This is a genomic window from Alteromonas ulvae (assembly GCF_048987005.1).
Classification (GTDB): domain Bacteria; phylum Pseudomonadota; class Gammaproteobacteria; order Enterobacterales; family Alteromonadaceae; genus Alteromonas.
Genome location: NZ_CP185261.1, coordinates 1,867,684 through 1,886,000, shown reverse-complemented (window position 1 = coordinate 1,886,000; position 18,317 = coordinate 1,867,684). Strand labels below are relative to the sequence as shown.

At 42.0% G+C, this 18,317-nt stretch carries 10 protein-coding genes, 2 pseudogenes and 1 riboswitch; of the genes and pseudogenes, 6 read left to right on the top strand and 6 right to left on the bottom strand.

Annotated elements, in window-relative coordinates; genetic code table 11:
- Positions 1–258 precede the first annotated feature (258 nt).
- From ACOJR9_RS08225 to ACOJR9_RS08200, 6 genes and pseudogenes are all read right to left on the bottom strand, one after another.
- Complete coding sequence (locus tag ACOJR9_RS08225) at positions 259–1,080, bottom strand: hypothetical protein (protein WP_420935795.1); 822 nt, start codon at positions 1,078–1,080, stop codon at positions 259–261.
- 40 nt (positions 1,081–1,120) lie between these two features.
- Positions 1,121–1,339 carry a hypothetical protein gene (locus ACOJR9_RS08220; RefSeq protein WP_420935794.1) on the bottom strand — a complete coding sequence of 73 codons (219 nt, stop codon included), beginning with the start codon at positions 1,337–1,339 and terminating at the stop codon, positions 1,121–1,123.
- A 245-nt stretch (positions 1,340–1,584) separates the two neighbouring features.
- Positions 1,585–2,196 (bottom strand): annotated as a pseudogene (locus ACOJR9_RS08215) (tyrosine-type recombinase/integrase).
- Between the two features lie 350 nt (positions 2,197–2,546).
- Positions 2,547–2,726, bottom strand: a complete 180-nt coding sequence (locus tag ACOJR9_RS08210; protein WP_420935793.1) for a Fic family protein — start codon at positions 2,724–2,726, stop codon at positions 2,547–2,549.
- 71 nt (positions 2,727–2,797) lie between these two features.
- Positions 2,798–2,968, bottom strand: coding sequence for an acetyltransferase (locus ACOJR9_RS08205; RefSeq protein WP_252736069.1), 171 nt, complete (start codon positions 2,966–2,968; stop codon positions 2,798–2,800).
- Between the two features lie 264 nt (positions 2,969–3,232).
- Complete coding sequence (locus tag ACOJR9_RS08200) at positions 3,233–4,186, bottom strand: DUF4350 domain-containing protein (RefSeq protein WP_216025501.1); 954 nt, start codon at positions 4,184–4,186, stop codon at positions 3,233–3,235.
- 317 nt (positions 4,187–4,503) lie between these two features.
- Here ACOJR9_RS08200 and ACOJR9_RS08195 point away from each other — a divergent pair.
- The 6 genes and pseudogenes from ACOJR9_RS08195 to ACOJR9_RS08170 form a co-directional block, all read left to right on the top strand.
- A pseudogene (locus ACOJR9_RS08195) lies at positions 4,504–5,841 on the top strand (IS1182 family transposase); the annotation flags it as partial.
- 346 nt (positions 5,842–6,187) lie between these two features.
- Positions 6,188–6,299, top strand: a riboswitch (TPP riboswitch).
- Positions 6,300–6,559: 260 nt separating this feature from the next.
- Positions 6,560–6,757 carry a hypothetical protein gene (locus ACOJR9_RS08190; protein WP_252736072.1) on the top strand — a complete coding sequence of 66 codons (198 nt, stop codon included), beginning with the start codon at positions 6,560–6,562 and terminating at the stop codon, positions 6,755–6,757.
- Between the two features lie 305 nt (positions 6,758–7,062).
- Complete coding sequence (locus ACOJR9_RS08185) at positions 7,063–9,234, top strand: type I secretion system permease/ATPase (protein ID WP_420935792.1); 2,172 nt, start codon at positions 7,063–7,065, stop codon at positions 9,232–9,234.
- A 2-nt stretch (positions 9,235–9,236) separates the two neighbouring features.
- The gene (locus tag ACOJR9_RS08180) at positions 9,237–10,610 is read left to right on the top strand and encodes an HlyD family type I secretion periplasmic adaptor subunit (RefSeq protein WP_216025513.1); all 1,374 of its coding nucleotides are present in this window, start codon (positions 9,237–9,239) and stop codon (positions 10,608–10,610) included.
- Positions 10,611–10,616: 6 nt separating this feature from the next.
- On the top strand, positions 10,617–11,354 hold the full coding sequence (locus ACOJR9_RS08175; RefSeq protein WP_216025514.1) for a hypothetical protein: 738 nt from the start codon (positions 10,617–10,619) through the stop codon (positions 11,352–11,354).
- Positions 11,355–11,363: 9 nt separating this feature from the next.
- A complete protein-coding gene (locus ACOJR9_RS08170) occupies positions 11,364–18,236 on the top strand; it encodes a calcium-binding protein (protein ID WP_420935791.1) in 6,873 nt (2,290 codons plus the stop codon).
- Positions 18,237–18,317: the final 81 nt, after the last annotated feature.

Below are 18,317 nucleotides of genomic sequence, written 5' to 3'. Positions count from 1 at the left end.
CATTACTGCCGCCATTTTTTCATGGAGCTAATGTCCGTTATACGTACGGAGCTGCCCCACAAAATCGCTGGCTCAAAAAGACAAACAAGAGACATTCAGCGATCTGAACGCTGTAATGCATCGTTTTATGACATTGTCGAAATACCCTACAAACAGAACAATCATAAAGAGCATCTACCAAAGCGTGCAGTAACAGTTTGGAGCGTTATACCAAGAATTAATTGTTAAGGCTAATGCACAAATCAAAAGGTAATAGAATTATCCTCGTGTTTTCAGGAAGCAAGAGGGCACTAGGTCTACGGGCACTTCGAACTTCTTGTTGGCGGGTATTTCGGGCCTATCAATTGGGCTAAATGTTTTCGTTTTCAACACGGCGGTTGTATCGCCAATGTTGGCTTTCACATCAACACCCAGTTTACGACCTACTATGGTCAATAACGTAACGGGCTCACAAAAGTAATGATTATTTTCAAGTGCCGTTCTGAAGTACTTGGTTGTGTGTAAGTGCTTGTCAAACAAAAGGTGCGCACCTTCTTTCATTAAACTGGGCTCATTGTTTACAACGCCTCTTACAAGCTTGCTAACCCCGGGTTGAATATAGAATTCACTTTTTTTGCTTTCCAGCTTTTCTATACCACCAAGCATTTGCATGGCGGCATCGGTTTCACCGCGCCATAGATGGGCCAGCATAAGGTAGAATTCTGGCGGCGCTCTAAATCTTATATCGTTGGGAATGTCCAGTGCTAAAAGTACAGCTGCCGACTCCTCAACCTGTTCTTCATAACCGAGCAATAGTGCGTAACTAAATAGGGCGTATTGATAGCTGTTATCATGAGATACTTTATTCTCTGCTACGGCCATCCTGGAATTTGGAATAACGTCGGCAAACAACTTTTCTGATAAATTTTCATCACCGAGTAGGTTCGCTTTAAATCCCCCTACAAAGCTTGTGCCAGCTGTACCATAGTAACTCGTCACCTTGTTGGCCGCAGTGGCTGGATTATAACATTCGATGGTCTGAAGTGTATCTTTCAACTGAATTGAAAGCTCTTGTTTAGTGTCGTCTGGAAGTTGTTTCATTCTTTTCCTTAAAGGGTCCTCGCAAGAAGGCCCCAATTACTTAACGCCCTATTTTAAGTGGCAATTCAATAATTACGATTTCATTAATTTGCGATGACCCGCCAACACCCAGTTCAGGTTTTTTTGTGAGCCCCTGTGTAACACCTGCGCCAGCATGCCTGTCTTTCACAACAGTGTAACGGGTTTTAATCTTTCCACTGTTATATGCATTCCTAATCTCTTGCTTTTGAAGTGCGCTGAGGCCTGAGGTTCGAGACAATGCGCCACTTTTTCTATCTATCCCAAAAAGGTAGCTATCTGTAAGCTGCCTACCATCGGCTGTGGAACTCAGGCCAGAAAGCCCTGCATTGCCCCTGCCAGAAACAAACTTACTTTCCTCTATTATGAAGTTACCATTTTAGTCTTTATAAATATTATCTATACCATTGGCTGAAGCCTTCAAGTAACTAATGCGCCAACTTCCGCTTCACGTACACAAGGGCTGCACAGGCAGCCCCTTACAGCCTAAACTTCTATAGATTCCGATATTTCCAAAGCGTCGTCCACCTCAATGCCTAAGTAGCGAACAGTGCTCTCTAACTTTTTATGGCCCAGCAAGAGTTGAACTACCCGGAGATTTTTAGTCTTCTTGTAAATCAGATAAGGCTTGGTTCTGCGCATTGAATGGGTGCTGTAGAGAGATGTATCTAGACCAAGTTTTTCAATCCATCCGTGAAAAATGCGATTATATTGTCTAGTTGATATGTGCTCAGCGCTATGTATACGGGACTTAAAAAGATAATCAGAGGGTTTTAATCCAGCTTTCTTTACCCAAGCCAATATCGATTCTCCCGTGTTTGGTGTTATCTCAAATTGGACAGGACTACCTGTTTTTTGCTGAACGACATGCGTGCGCCTAAGAGCTGATCGTCCGCAAACGACATCTGAGACCTTGAGTTTAACAAGGTCACAACCTCGTAGTTTGCTATCAAGACCAAGATTGAACAATGCGAGATCACGCGTCCGTCCTTCAAGCTATAAGCGAATCCGGATACCCCATATATGTAATATCTGAAGAGGCTTTTTCTGACCGATAATACGATTTTTTTTCCAAGGTGTATGGATTTGAATTGCCATAATTTGTCTCCTGTTTAAAAGGAAACATAATTATGGCAGTCCGGCCAAAGTTTATGGTTTGAATAATCGTACTGACAGATTTTTTTACCGGGAATTCAGCATTGCTCAACCATCAGACCGAGAAGCAATATGATTTCTTATATATTGGACTTTCTTTACCCTAATCGCGCAGGTATGGCCAAAGTAAACTGCATGAAGTTTTAACTATTTTGATTTTGTTCAGAAATATACTGAGCATAAAGAAGGTCAGCAAAATCCGCTTCGCCAATTTTGCCTACAACCAAATCTCTGATGGCATCTGCGAATAATTCGTTATCAGCAATTAATTCTTAATCATTGAAAGATAAATATTACAAAGCTACAGCGAGACCAGTCCGTTTATTTGCATCAGGAAGCGAATGAGAAAGTGCAATAGAGGCAGCATACTTTGCTGCTATTTCGAAAACATCATTCAAGCCTAAATAAACAATAGCATTATCAATCCTGCCTAGCGCCCCCTGAAGCTTATTGATATCAGCGGTCCCCTTCATACCAGGCTCGTTTTCGAGAATATAGGCGTTAATCTCTATAACGCGCTCGAAGGGGAAAAAAATAAGCTCCATTACATGTAAGCGAGTTTTTCGAACGTACGCTTGTGTGTTCTTAGCACTAGCTTAGTTTCGGATTTCACGATCTGTTGCCCAAACTCACCAGAGAGGTCAAGTTTCTTTCTTGCTGGAATTTTGGGGCGTTGAACAGCTTTAACACCGTAAACTTCAATTTTTGTATTCATAAATACCTCTCACAACTAGATCGATAGTATACACCTGATTTTAGGAGAAACATATTAAGCCAAGACTATTGGCATCATATGCACACATACCAAGCTAAATTGCCTCTTCAGGCAACAAAAGACAAAGAGCAGACTGTTTGGTTTGTGGCTCTGAGTTTTCTGGCATGAGCCAGAATCGGAATTTATTTACGCAAAATCGTTTCCCAAAGTAATAGGCTGCCGAGAAATCACTTAAACCTTTAGACAGCTAGTCTATTAATAGTCTTACGAGTCAGCTAGCCAGCGCATTATGTTCAGTAAAAACTCTTCATTTTGTTCCGCACCAACAGAGCGTAACCCCATCGTTTTGCCTGTACTTTTTACTAATTGCGAAGAGAACATCATGCCTTCAGAAAAAACTGCAACACGTCCTTTACCTAGCTCTAAAACAGCACCTTGACTCCATCCTGACATTGAAACCTTTGGTGTATCCGCGTTAACTTGAAACGGTATTTTGGGTTCTGTAGCAGTGATACCGTTCCCTAAATTCAATAGAGATATTGCTTTTTCGGGAGCCTTAAATGCTGAGCCACCAAACGATCTCACCTGTAAAATATCTGGTGGTACATTGTTAATACTTTGCAGAAAAAGAGGTTGTGATTTTTCATCTATATTTTGTGAAGTCTCTTTATTGTAAGTTGTCGCGTGTTCAGCAAGCGAATGGTTTACTTTGCTAAAGGTTGCGTTTCCAACATGTCCATTGATGAACTGAAAACCAAGTGCAAGTGCTAGCTTATCTACAGCTTTGGGAAACGGTGTATGGTCAGCAACAAAAAAAAGTGAGCCACCGTTCAATATCCAACTCTTGAGCACTTCAACTTCATTGTCATCAAACGCTTCTCCATAAGGTGGAAGCCAGTCCTGTCGCTTTCTATCAAGCGCGTTTGCAATTACTAAAATATCCACTTGCCTTAGCTGATTTTCTGTAATTGCTTTATCATTCGAACCGACCCTGAATCCGTCACTTTCAAGAACTTCACCAAATGGCTTATATCTGTCGTTCAACGTCAAAAAGTTATTATGTGCTTCGTCTATTAATACAAGTGGACTATTCTCAGAGGAAAAGTGTGCAACTCTATGTTTAGGTCTGAAGTCAGGGTCAGATTGTTGAGGGCTATCAGAACAGGCTACCAACAATGTAGCAAAGCCAAAAACAATTAAGCTATTAACTAACTTCATTTACAACATCCTTTGTAATAATTAGGTAGAGATAAACGTTAAAATTCAGCGGTGTTCGACCATACCATAAAAAAATGTTTGGATGGGTAATTGCAGATATCAGAAGTATAAATAGATGTAATTCAGTGACGCTCATTGCGTCGCGCAGTGTTCAGTGTTTCAACTTCCGCTTTACGTACAGGCTGTGTGAAAACTATTGATCACCTTTTGGTCTAAGCAGACTTTTTATATGATCAATCGGTCTTAAGTATCGGTCCTCAATTGATATCTGAATTGGTACAATACAAATATCAAAAAAATTGATAGGTTTCAATCACATGTCGAGATTTATCGAAGGCCAAAGCCGAACACAAAGCACGCTGTTCCCCGAAGTTTTAGATGACTACATCCATGAAAATAATCCGATTCGTGCAGTCGATATGTTTATCAATTCATTAGATTTATCTGACTTGGGTTTTGCACGTTGCCAACCAGCCAAAACAGGTAGGCCAAGCTATTCTCCGGCAACCATGCTCAAGATTTACCTTTATGGTTATCTTAATCGCATTCAATCAAGCAGACGTGACAACGGCAACGCGATACAACAAGTCTGTAAGCGCTTTGTGTTGATATGCCGTGAACTCAATATGTTTACGGATGCCATCGTGGCTATTGACGGCACTAAGTTCAAAGCGGTTAACAATATCGCTAAGAACTACTCACGTGGTTTGATAAAGACGTGTATCGAAACAACCGAAAAAGATATTGCCAATTATCTTATGGAGCTCGATAGAGCAGACCGCCAGTCCCGCACTGAAGACGCTGAAAAAGTGAAAGGCAAGCTCGCTAAACTGCAAGCGCGTCTGGTAAGCGAGAAAACAATACAGCAAGAATTGGAAACCTTACCCGACAAACAAATCTCCTATACCGACCCCGACAGCAGGCGAATGGCACTAAAGCATAAAGGCGTATTAGTTGGCTATAATATTCAAGCGGCTGTCGACACCAAACATCACTTGATACTTGCCCATTACGTGACGAATAACCCAAGTGACAGACATCAGCTTGTCCCGATGAGCCAGCATGTGCAACAAGCGTTAGGTAAACAAGACATTACCATTCTTGCTGATAGAGGTTATGACGATAGCACGAGCTTTAAGACTGTTCATGAAGCAGGCGTTACTGCAATTGTTCCGAAGATCCGTACTTCGGCTAATCGAAAAAAAGGACTGTTTACCAAAGAAGACTTGGTCTATAACAAAGAAAAAGACGTTTATGAATGTCCTGCTGGCAAAGATATCCCGTTTAGCTTTGTTTCAACTGACAAAGGAAAACCGCTACGCGCTTACATGTCGGTCATGACCTGCAAAGGTTGTACTATGAAATCGCGGTGCACAACATCACCAGCAGGAAGACGGATCCGAAGACTCGATGATGAGGAGCATGTTGAACGCGTGGCACAAGCTTATAAAAACATGCCAAACGCAATGACATTGAGGCATCAAACCGTCGAGCATCCCTTTGGCACAATAAAGCAATGGGCAGGAACGCAACAACTACTGACAAGAACATTAAAACATGTAAAAACAGAGGTAAGTTTGCAGGTCTTGGCATACAACTTCAAAAGAATGATGAATATCATGGGCGTTAGCGGCCTCATATCTGCAATGAAGACATGCGAGTTGTGGAAACACTCCTTCAAAAATTATAGTGGACTTAGAATTACTGTATTATTCAATTTAAAAACAGCAACCATAAATATGAGTTTTCACACGGTCTGCGTACAATGCCGCCCCTCATACTTAAGCTTCCAACCAACTAAGCCTTTTCATTGCCTTGGCAGAAAGGCTAATTTCCATCCTTAGAATGAATAGCCATTTCATTTAACCTAGCTGGTAATACTTGTATTAACCGTAAAATTGAAGATATAGTAAAAAGGAACAATAAATTCGTGCCCTTAATTTGCGCTTGGAAACGCTTATTTTTAGTGGCCAAACCTTGTTAAAAGCGCGAATAAAAATTAATTACTTGTCGGAGTGCTTCACTGGTAACCCAGTAAGCTGAGACCGCGAAAGTGGGATCCGTAGAACCTGATCAGGCTAATACCTGCGAAGGGAACAAGAAAATACAATGCACACAGTGCTTACAATAAGCGCAACACTGTGGCTCGAATAGGTAATAAAGCAAGCGATGTGAAGGTTAGGATAGATTAAGTGTAGAAAGTGAGCGCAAACAAGGGCGCAAACATCTAGGCTAAAACAACGATAACTCTCATCACGCAATTTTTTATTACTTTCGAGTAAAGCCGGGGTTAAAACCTTTAACCTCACACATTGTATTCTCCTTCACTCCTGACAAGCATTTTTAAACCTAAACGTAAAAGGCCAAAATGCTATGTCGAACAGACGCGAACAGCGCCAACAGGCTCAACAATTCATCAATGAGCTAGCGGGCGAAGCTTACCCCAATTCCACACGCCATTACGAAAGCGGAAGTCGAGACGACATCCGCGTTGCCATGCGCCTTATTCATCAGCACGACAGCTTAGTCGGTGGCACCGAAGAAAAAAGCCTAAAGCTTTTCCTGCCTTAAATATTCAACACAAACCAGCCTCTTTATTTGACTACGTCCTCATCCTCCAATTTCAGCGCCTGCTGCGGTTTAGGCGGTTGATATTCACTAATATACTCGAACTGCAAAGATCATCGTGTTTTTTCTTCGTTTCGCTTTCGACGAAATTTCTGTTAAGTGAAATGAAGACAACATGGTATAAAAATCAACACTATTTATTTTTTGGTATACCTATTCTTGCTCGTTTTTTCTTGTCCTGTTGGCACAATTGTCTAACATTTACCATATGTTTATGGATGATAATTTAGCTGGTTTAGCTCAGGCAGATGGATACTGTATTTCAATCATTTATTTTGGCGTGTCGAATTCTTAAAATTCCGGTATCTCCGGACGACCTAATTCGTCAGTTTTCTTTAGATGGCGTTAGTTGTTCCATTCAGGAATTGCAGCGTGCTTCAAATTCACTTGGCATCAAACAGCGACTAGTAAATTTCTCGTCGGGTATATTGCGTCTAGATATGCCCTGTCCAGCTGTTATCACATTTGAGAACAATACAAGCTGCGTGATTGTAAAGGCTGTAGTGATTGAAGAGAGTGAACAGTTTGTCGTTGTATTCTCTGACCAACAATCGCCTAATCAGCTGACCAAAACACAATTGCTAGCATTAAACCCAACGAAATGCTTATTTCTTCAACAAGGTGTTAAAGAAAAACTAAGAGAAAAGTTTGATATTCGTTGGTTCATACCTGCTTTAAAAAAATACAAAAAACTATTCTATGAAGTACTGCTCGCCTCATTTTTTCTTCAATTGTTTGCGTTGATAACGCCTTTCTTCTTTCAAGTTGTGATGGATAAGGTGTTGGTTCATAGAGGCTTTACTACCCTTGATGTGCTCGCAATCGGGTTTCTCGCTGTAGCAATTTTTGATGTGATTTTGGGCGGAATTCGCCAGTATCTATTGATGCATACTACCAATCGAGTAGATGTTGAGCTGGGCGCTAAGTTGTACCGACATCTTGTTGGACTGCCTATGAATTTCTTTGCTAACAGGCAAGTGGGTCAAACGGTTGCTCGGGTGCGAGAGTTAGACAGTATAAGAGAATTTATTACTGGGTCCGCACTCACGCTGTTGATAGATGTTGCGTTTACCATCGTCTTCTTCATTGTTCTGTATTACTACAGCCCACTTCTTACTGCGATAGTTGCTGGCTCTTTGCCCTTTTACATTCTTTTATCGCTTTACATTACGCCCATACTCAGAAATCGATTAAATCAAAAGTTTGCATATGGCGCAGAAAATCAAGCGTTTTTAACGGAATCCATTAATGGTATTGAAACGGTTAAATCCATGGCCGTTGAGCCTCAAATGCAGCGCAAGTGGGAAAACCAACTCTCTAACTTCGTTACCGCATCATTTCGCTCAGGGCACCTATCCAACATAGCCAATCAAGGCGCAGGTTTTATTAGCAAAGTGGTCACGCTACTGATTATTTGGGTCGGGGCGCATTTAGTTATTGCTGGTGCGATGACCGTTGGTCAATTAATTGCGTTTAACATGATTGCGGGAAGGGTCAGTGCCCCAATTCTTAAAATTGTGCAACTATGGCAAGACTTTCAGCAAGCCGCTATTTCCGTAAAACGGCTCGGTGATATTTTGAATACGCCTACCGAGCCGGGGTACGACCCTAATCGCACCACCTTGCCTTCAATTGCAGGCAAGGTTGAATTTGACAATATCTCTTTTCGTTATAGTCCCAATGGTCAAGACATTCTTTCTGGGGTCAATCTAAACGTTTCAGCGGGTGAGTCTGTGGGTATTGTTGGACGCTCTGGCTCAGGAAAAAGCACACTGTCAAAACTAATACAACGACTCTATGTGCCTACTCAAGGACAAGTGAAAATTGACGGTATAGATCTTTCTATGGTTGATACTGGCTGGTTGCGCAGACATATTGGTGTCGTCCTGCAAAACAATATGCTTTTTACTGGCACAATTCGCGAAAACATAGCGCTAGCTAACCCTGCTGCCAGTATCGATGACATCGTTAATGTAAGCAAAATGGCAGGTGCGCATGACTTTATTGTTGAATTATCAGAAGGCTATGACAATCAAGTAGGAGAGCAAGGGAGTAATTTGTCGGGTGGTCAACGACAACGCATCGCCATTGCCCGTGCATTGCTGACTAATCCTAATATCTTGATTTTTGATGAAGCAACCAGTGCGCTGGACTATGAATCAGAGCATATTATTCAGCAAAACATGGCGCAAATTAAACAAGGGCGAACAACGTTTATTATTGCTCATCGACTTTCTACCGTGCGTCAATGCGATCGGATAATTGTGGTTGATAAAGGACGCATAGTGGAGCAAGGCACACACGATTCTCTAATCGCACTAAACGGCTACTATGCCAAGCTCAATGCACAACAAGCCCCGACGCCAAAACAGAAAAAAATCACCATCGTTCGACAAACCTCAAACAGTAAAGTGAGCTAAGTATGAATTTTATCAAGGGATTGAGTAAGCGCTGGAAGGAACGAGGAAAAACGGGTGATGAACATTTTTCGGACTTAAGGCTTTACTTCTTGCCCGCTGCGCTAGAAATACAACAAAAGCCGCCTCACCCCAAAAGTAAACTGATTGCGCGTATGTTAATGGCCTTATTTAGCTTTGGCGTAATCTGGGCCTGCATTGGAGAGGTAGATATTGTTGCCACCTCAGAAGGACAGCTTATTCCTAAATCAAGGCTAAAAGTTATCCAACCCATGGTGCTGGGCAGTGTTCACAAGTTGCACGTTGTTGAAGGTCAACACGTAATAGCAGGTGAAGTGCTTATTGAACTTGAAACAACACAAGCACAAGCAGAGCTAATTAGTTTAGAGGAGCAACTGGCTGATATAGAAGCAAGACTACATGGCTTCGACTTGTTGACCAATCATGTTTCTCAATTGAAGACACAAACCGCGCTCGATACGTCTTCTATTGCAACAGCACATCACTACTGGGTAGTAAACAAATGGGCCGATTACACCAACCAAATGCAGCTCCTTGAACAGCAAATTGCAACGCAGCAACACAAAATTGCAGCCTCCGAAGCGTCGAATAATAAGCTGTCTCAGCTTCTCCCTATTATGACTGAGAGGGCCCAAGCACTTAAGAGTCTGAGCGATAAACAAGTCGCGGCACGGCTAGATTTTTTAGCGGTTGAACAAGAGCGCATTGCCGCAGAGCAAGACTTGCAAACCGAGCAAAAATCGCTCGCAGCATTAAAGTCAGAACTTTCCACCATAAAAGTGCAATTGGCTTCATTAAAGTCGAAAACGCTCACCGATATAAGCCAACAAAAATTGGACTTATTGGCAACACAATCCTCGCTAAGCCAGCAGCTCACCCAATCAAGAGACTTGCTAGACAAGCAAACCCTTCGCTCCCCTGTTAATGGTGTGGTAAAAAACTTGGCAATTACCACGATTGGCGCCGTAGTTACCGCCGCAGATGAACTCATGACTATTGTACCTACCGGGGATGAAATGGAAGTAGAGGCCTTTATCGAAAACAAAGATATCGGCTTTGTGCATGAAGGCCAAAGTGTGGAAGTAAAAGTGAATACCTTTAATTTTACGAAGTATGGCGTGATTGAAGGCGAGCTTAAGCATATTTCAGACGATGCGATAGAAATTGAAAACAAAGGCTTGGTATTTCCAGCACGAGTCAAACTCTCTCGCCAGCACATCATGGTTAACCAGAAAAGAGTCAATCTACAACCGGGTATGTCGGTGACGGCTGAAATAAAGACGGGGAAACGCCGGCTGATTGAGTTCTTTATGTCGCCGTTGTTGAGAAATAAAGCCGAAAGTATGAGAGAGAGGTAAGCAAATATGATTGAGCTAAAATTTCCAGTAAGGCTATGTTTTCAACATATTGTAATTACGACGCTTTGCATATTTGCGTTTTTGACAATGCCTATTTCCTCGCTTTATGCGTCAGACCATAAAAATAGCAAAGAACAAAAACCAAATTGGAGTATGGAAATAAACAATGAACCAGAGGTGTGTGAGGGGTTTCTCGACTATCTAAATAGAAAACCAGTGTTCTACTATGCCACTGGGTTGCAACCAGACCCCGAATTCGCAGGTTTTTCACTTCCAGTATTAACCCCTGTGAAAAAAGAAGACTTTATACATATCCCTGTAGCACTGCACCAAAAGTGGTTAGTTTCTTTAAAAGAATTTGGGAGAAAGCCTTTTCCGAATGAGCCTAAATCTGAGCAAGAACATGTAGAGCAGTTTTTTGCAAACGAAGCGCGCTTGTATACGGCTGACTTGGATATAAATAACGACTCGAAACCAGAGCGCGTTTTGGTGCGTGTCGAAAATACATTTTACACATCCATTGACACAGTTTCATATATGTACCATGTGCTTAAAGAAGACAATACGTTAAATATTCAGTTTAAAGGCAATGTTTCAGGTATGCCTTTCTTTATTGACAAAACGTTTTATGTGGTCAAGGTAACGGATATCTATGCAGACGTACATAAACCAAGCATTCCATACAAGCAAACTTCAGGTGTCTCAATCGGGCTTAGACTTTGTTCATATCGACCAACACAATAGAGGAAAGTTATGATAAATCTTAGGTCACTTACAACAGCAGAATATGAAACTCTCCGGTTTTCATTGATTACTTCGTTCGAAGACTATGATCCAGAACCGTATATTGATTCGGCCAATATTGTCACCATTGGCTATGGCTTCAATATTGAAGAGCTGGGAATCTTAGATGTGGTTTTAGAGCAAGGGTTTGGTATGAACCTATCTCTCGCTCGCGATGAAGCATTTAGAGATTCAGTATTAACGATTACAAGGAACAATTCATTATCTGAAACTGACGTCAGGTTGCAACTAAATAGTCTTTACGAAGCCTATACTGGTGTAGCTGGCGCAACGTTTCAAATTCCTTCGATGACAGCGGCAAGAGATGTTTTTGATGCTCTCACGCCAGTATTTGAGACAAAACTCGATAATTTTTTACCCTCTCCTATGGGAGAATCACGGGAACGTCTCGCACTTCTGTCGCTTGCGTATAATCAAGATGATAGTTCACCTAGCCCACTATTAGGGACAAAATTGCAAAATGCGCTAGCTGCAAATGACAGAGCTGCCGCTTGGTTCGAGATTGTTTATAACTCGAATGGTCAAGGGGGGAATTTTGCAAATAGGCGCTATTTAGAAGGGGCTATGTTTGGGCTATTCAGTTCGGACAATCCAAGTCCAACTGAAGCCAACGCCACACTTGATTTCTATTTAAGTAAAATTGCAGATATCAGAATATACGAGGCAGCAAACTTTACAGCAGCAAAAAACGAGATTGCTCAAAACTCAGAATTTCAAGGCATTGTCAATTCATTTGCCCCGCCCCTTCACTATACAGCAACTGATTATTTAAAGCCCATATCTGATGTCATTATCGAGCGCTATGTGTCAGACACGAATGTAGCAGCTTCTATATCATCTAGAAATTTCGACGCAGTCGTCCTTGGCCTAATTGGTTTAGATAAAGATAGGCCAAATAGAATTGCAGCTTTTAATCATAGAGTTGCAGATACAGACGACCTCTTGATTAATATTGATGACGCTGATAGTGAGATAGGGGGCGGCCTTGGCGATGATGTACTAATTGGTAATGCGAAAATAGACACTTTGCGAGGATTGGAAGGCGATGATGTCTTAATAGGTGAAGGTGGAAACGACATTCTTACAGGTTGGTCCGGTGAAGATATTCTTTATGGAGGAGAAGGCAATGACAAACTGTATGCCCAAACTGAATCCGATTTCTCTTCAACAGACAGGGATGAACTCTATGGAGGAGAATGTAACGACGAATTATATGGCGATAATGGAAATGATCTTCTTGATGGCGGCACTGGAGCAGACAGGCTGGAAGGAAAAGGAGGTAACGATTCCTACTATGTAGACAACCAAGGAGACATTATTGTTGAAAAAAGTAATGAAGGTGACAACGATAACCTATTTGTGCTAGCAAACTATGATTTAGCCGATGATGTTCATGTCGAAAATATTTTTCTATTAGATGACCCTGCTGTTAATAATTTTTCAGGTAACAATCTCGACAATACCATTCATGCCGCTACTGTCGGTGCTGCTATCAATGGCGAAGGTGGAGCAGACACCATCTATGGCGGTGAGGGAATTGATATTATCGATGGAGGAAGCGAAAACGACACTATTTACGGTGGAGGCAATAGTGACACTCTTATTGGTGGTCAGGGCGCAGATGAGTTATACGGTGGCGAAGGCTACGATACCTACATAACTGATGCAGAAGACATCATTCAAGATAGTGATGGCATTGGCAGGGTCGAACTTAATGGGAATATACTCACAGGTGGTAAACGCGTTCGCAACTCCATTACTCGTCGATATATAGGTGATGATGGGCAGGAATATGTTTACGATGATGTTAGCGGCAGCTTATTTGTTGTTGGTGGACCTGAAATCAAGAATTTTGTTAATGGAATGCTGGGTATTACCCTGAGTGCACCTAAAAAAACGCCACCGCCACCTCCACCACCTCCACCACCTAAACCTCCCGTTCCACCCAGTGACCCGCTGACACTAGATTTAAACGGTGATGGTGTTATTGACACCTTATCGCTAGCAGACGGTGTTAATTTCGATTTGAACAACAATGGCTTTTCAGAAAAAACAGCATGGTTAGCCTCTGATGATGGATTTCTTGTACTCGACAAAGATGGAAATGGCCTTATTACCGAGGGTAATGAGCTATTCGGTACTGAAACACTGCTTGAAAATGGTGAATATGCGTCTAATGGTTATGAGGCACTTATCGAACTTGATGACAATGAAGATGGCAAAATTAGCAGTGCAGATAGCATCTATTCAGATTTACTTGTGTGGCGTGACTTAAACAGTAACGGTATTTCAGAAGCAAATGAATTATTGAGCTTGTCCGATTTGAACATTACTGAAATCAGCGTTAATTACGCGGAAAATGTATTTACTGATGCTAATAACGTGCAACATCGAGAGCACAGCACGTTCACTTATGCTGATGGTACAACTGCAATAACAAACACTTTGTGGTTTGAATTCGATTCTCGCGACACTATCCCTGTTGAAGTGCACAATGGTGAAGGTATCTCATACTCTGAAGATATTGCAGCTTTGCCCGATGCTTATGGATTTGGCAATGTCTATTCGCTTCGTCATGCGATGTCACTAGACCAATCGGGTGAGCTACAACGCTTGGTTGGTGAGTTCGTCACTGAGTCAGACTCCGCTCAAAGAAAAAGTTTACTTACTCAAATCATACTTACTTGGTCTGGTCAGACTGATACTGACCCATTAAGCCGAGGAAATGGCATTGATGGTCAAAAACTCGGTGTTGTCGAAGCCTTTTGGGGTGATTCTGCGTTGGTTGAACAGCCTCAGGGGGAATACGCTGCATTATTAGAAACAGTTTACCAAGGACTGGAAGACTCTTTGTACACACAACTCATGGCACAAAGCCACTTCATTGACCTGTTTGAATTGGTTGTGTTTGATGATGCTAGCAACGTTGAAACAGCAGATTTTTCTCAGGTAAATCAGTATTTCTTCGATTTGTTTGCTATAGAAGATGCTTCAAGTCTTGATTTATGGCGTGAGTTTGAAGGCTTTGCTGTAGGTATGAGCCCATATGGCGAAAAAAATGTGTATCAAACATTCATTGAATCATTTGAACAAGGGGCTATTGCATCGAGCAGGTTAGTAAGAGATACGGCGTTAGAACTTCTGAGAGATGGTGATACGATCACAGGTAGTGACGGAAATGAACGACTTTCTGGTGGCGACGGCGACGATATTATTGTTGGAGGAGCTGGGAACGACGTTCTGATTGGTGGTGAAGGCAGAGATGTTTACGAGTATAAACTGGGGGATGGTAATGATCGAATCCGTAACAAGGATGAAGATGTAAATAGCTTCGACCGGTTGAATTTCGACAATTCTATTGCGCCAGAAGATGTAACACTTTCTCGTCAAGATGATGCACTGTTAATTAGATTGGTTAACGGAGACGCAATCACAGTTGAGAGCTTTTTTGTTGATGATGCTGCAAACGGTTACGGATTAGATGCTATATCATTTGCAAATGGCTCAGAATGGACTCTTGAGCAAATTAAGGAGATGGTTCAACAGCCAACAAATGAAGCCGACCACATATATGGCTATGCAATTGACGATACTCTCTCTGGTGAAGACGGCAACGATACAATTGAGGGCGCTGACGGAGACGATTGGATAAGCGGAGGGGTTGGCTCTGATGAACTTCGCGGCGATGGCGGGAATGATACGCTTGTAGGTGGTGAGGGTGACGATGTACTCATCGGGGGTAATGGGCAAGATATCTACGTGTACAACCTTGGGGATGGAAATGATAGAATTTCAAATAAGGACGAAGACGCGTCAAGCATAGACACACTCCAATTTGGCGCACAAATACTACCCAATGAAGTATCGCTTATTCGAGAGTCAGATAATTTACTCATTCACTTTAACAACGGCGAAACGCTGACAGTAGATAGCTTCTTCGTTGATGATGGTGGGAATGGATACGGTCTGGATTTAATCACGTTCACCGATGGAACCACATGGGGCCTCGAACAAGTAAAAGCATTCGTGCAAGTGCCAACTGATGGGGATGACAGGATTTACGGTTATGCCACTGATGAAACGTTAGTGGGTGGTCAAGGAAGAGACACTATCATTGGTCAAGCTGGTAATGACACATTATTGGGTGAATTAGGTAACGATAATCTTAATGGGGGGACGGGAAACGATATTCTAGATGGAGGAGAAGGAGACGATTTCTTGAGTGGTGGCGATGGAGCGGATATTTATCGTTTTGGCGTTGGATATGGTAAGGACAGGATTTTCGAAGAGAGTAGCCTAGAAGAGGGTGCAATTATAGAAATGGTTGGAGACCTGACTGCTTCAGACATCAGCTTCCATAGATATAACGAAGATTTAGTCATTTATATCAACGGAAATTACGAAGATGTACTGCGAATAGATAATTATTTCATTGCATCCAGACCCATCGATAAGATCACATTCACTGATGGGACGATGTTAGAAGCCATCAACACTGCTGGCGTATTTCTAGAGGCGGATAGGGCTGGCATTAATTTTATGCCTTCCCCTAACGAAGGCCGCAACAATGAAACGGGCAATGCAGCTATTTTTATCAATAGCGTAACGCGAGAAGAAAGAGGTTATTACCTCGGGGGGACAGACAAATCTGATGTGTTAGTTGGGAAAGCGTTGGACGATGAGTTAAGAGGGTTCGAAGGTGATGATGTCCTCGTTGGTGGTGCTGGCGATGACAAGCTATATGGCGGTGATGGAGAAGACCGCTATGTTATTGGCCGTGAATCTGGTAGAGACATTATTTATGACGATAATGACATTAATACCGTTGTCTTTTCTGACGACATAAGCCCCGCAGATTTGTATATTGATGGTGTTGGTCAGTCATATTGGGAAATTTTCTTAGGCGAAGATCAGAGTATTGTTTTAGAGGCAAGTACCATATCCACGTTTGAGTTTTCGGATGGTACTACTTTAGATAAAGAGGGTTTGGTGAATGCTATTGCAGAAGCGAATAACGCACCAATAGTAAACCAATCCATTGACGATCAAGTGCATGATGAAGATCAGTTTTTTGATATCGACCTGCCATTATCTAGCATCTTCTCTGATTCGGATTATCGAAGTACGTTAAGCTTTTCTGCGTTGCTTGAAGATGGTTCCGAATTACCCGACTGGCTCACATTTGATGAAAATGGTCTTCGCGGAACGGGTGATAACTCTGCTGTAGGTAGTTATACCCTCGTTATTACTGCGACGGATAATTATGGCGCTCAAACATCTACATCCATGTCACTTGAGATTTCAAACGTGAATGATGCGCCGGTTGTATCTGTTCAAATTGAAGACATAACCGTTGCTGAAAATGAAGCAATTGACTGGTTTTTACCAACAGATACGTTTAACGATATAGATGGTGATGTGTTGAGTTTGAACGCAACACTTTCTGATGGCTCAGCCTTACCTGCTTGGATGGTTTTTGATAGTGATACAGGCCACTTAGTTGGTACACCACCTGATGATGTTAGTGGTGCAATTGATATTATGATTACCGCGACAGACCCATTTGGAGAGCAGGCAAGTTCAAGTTTTCAGCTATTAGTGCAGTCGCCTGATGATTCTGGTGGTAGTGACGGTGGCTCAGGCGATGGTTCAAATGGTGGAGGTACCAACCCCAATGACTTATCGGGCAATGATGATATGGTTGGAACGGATTGGGGTGATGTACTGGTATCAGGTGATGGCGATGATCATTTAACAGGATTACAAGGTGATGATTACCTCTTTGGTGGGGCGGGCAATGATACGTATATTATTGGTACTAGCTCTGGAAAGGACTCCATAATAGACGTTGAAGGTCAAAATGTTATCCGTTTTGTGGACGGTATTGGTTTTAACGATGTCGCTTCTGGATTGGTCAGGTCCGGCAATGATTTAATTTTGAGGATAAGTGGTGGCCTGGATGAAGTGAAAATCAATAACTTCTTCTCATTAGCAAATACCATTGAGAGGCTAGAATTTGAGAATGGTAGTCAGATTACCGCATCTCAATTATACGGTGCATTTGGAATATCACCGCCAAGTGAAAATGGGACGGCACAGGATATTTTAGTAGGAGACAGTAACGATAATAACCTCGCGGGTACTGCTTCATCCGATATTATTCTAGGTGATATTGGTGCTGATACTATTTCAGGAAATGAAGGAGACGATTACTTATTTGGTGAAACTGGCAATGATACCTACTTGATTGGGAGGAATAGCGGAAAAGACACCATCATAGAGAACGTTGGCCAAAATGTTGTTAGGTTTGTTGAAGGTATTACGTTTTCTGAAGTTGCGTCAGGTCTTTTGAAATCGGGTGACGATTTAATCTTGAGGATCGCCAATAGCAATGACGAAGTTAAGATTACTAAGTTCTTCACTCAAGCTAACACGGTTGAACGATTTGAATTTGATACAGGTGGTCAGTTTACAGCCAGTCAGATATTCCAAGTATTTGGTATTATGCCTCCATCCAGTAACACGAGTACCGCTTTGAATTCACTGGACAGTGATATTGGTAGTTTTGTGGATGAGTTTGGTCATTTTGAACTGATTGGCGATTTTTCTCGGGAGCTAGAGAGTAAAAGTGAAAATCAAGTGCTAATTGGTAGAAGCTTAAAGCCCATGGAAGAGCATTTGGGTCTTGCTAAACTGAATGCTCAACTAGACGGCATAATTGCGGTGATATCAGACCCACAAGAGCTTGGTGAGGATATTGTAGGGGTCAAACCGATAGACGATAGATACTACATTACGCCTGTTCGACCACCGTTAGATTAAATTAATCTGAACCTTGTACTAGGATGAGAGCCGAGACATATAATGCTCGGCTTTTTTTTGGAATACCTAGCATGAAGTCGA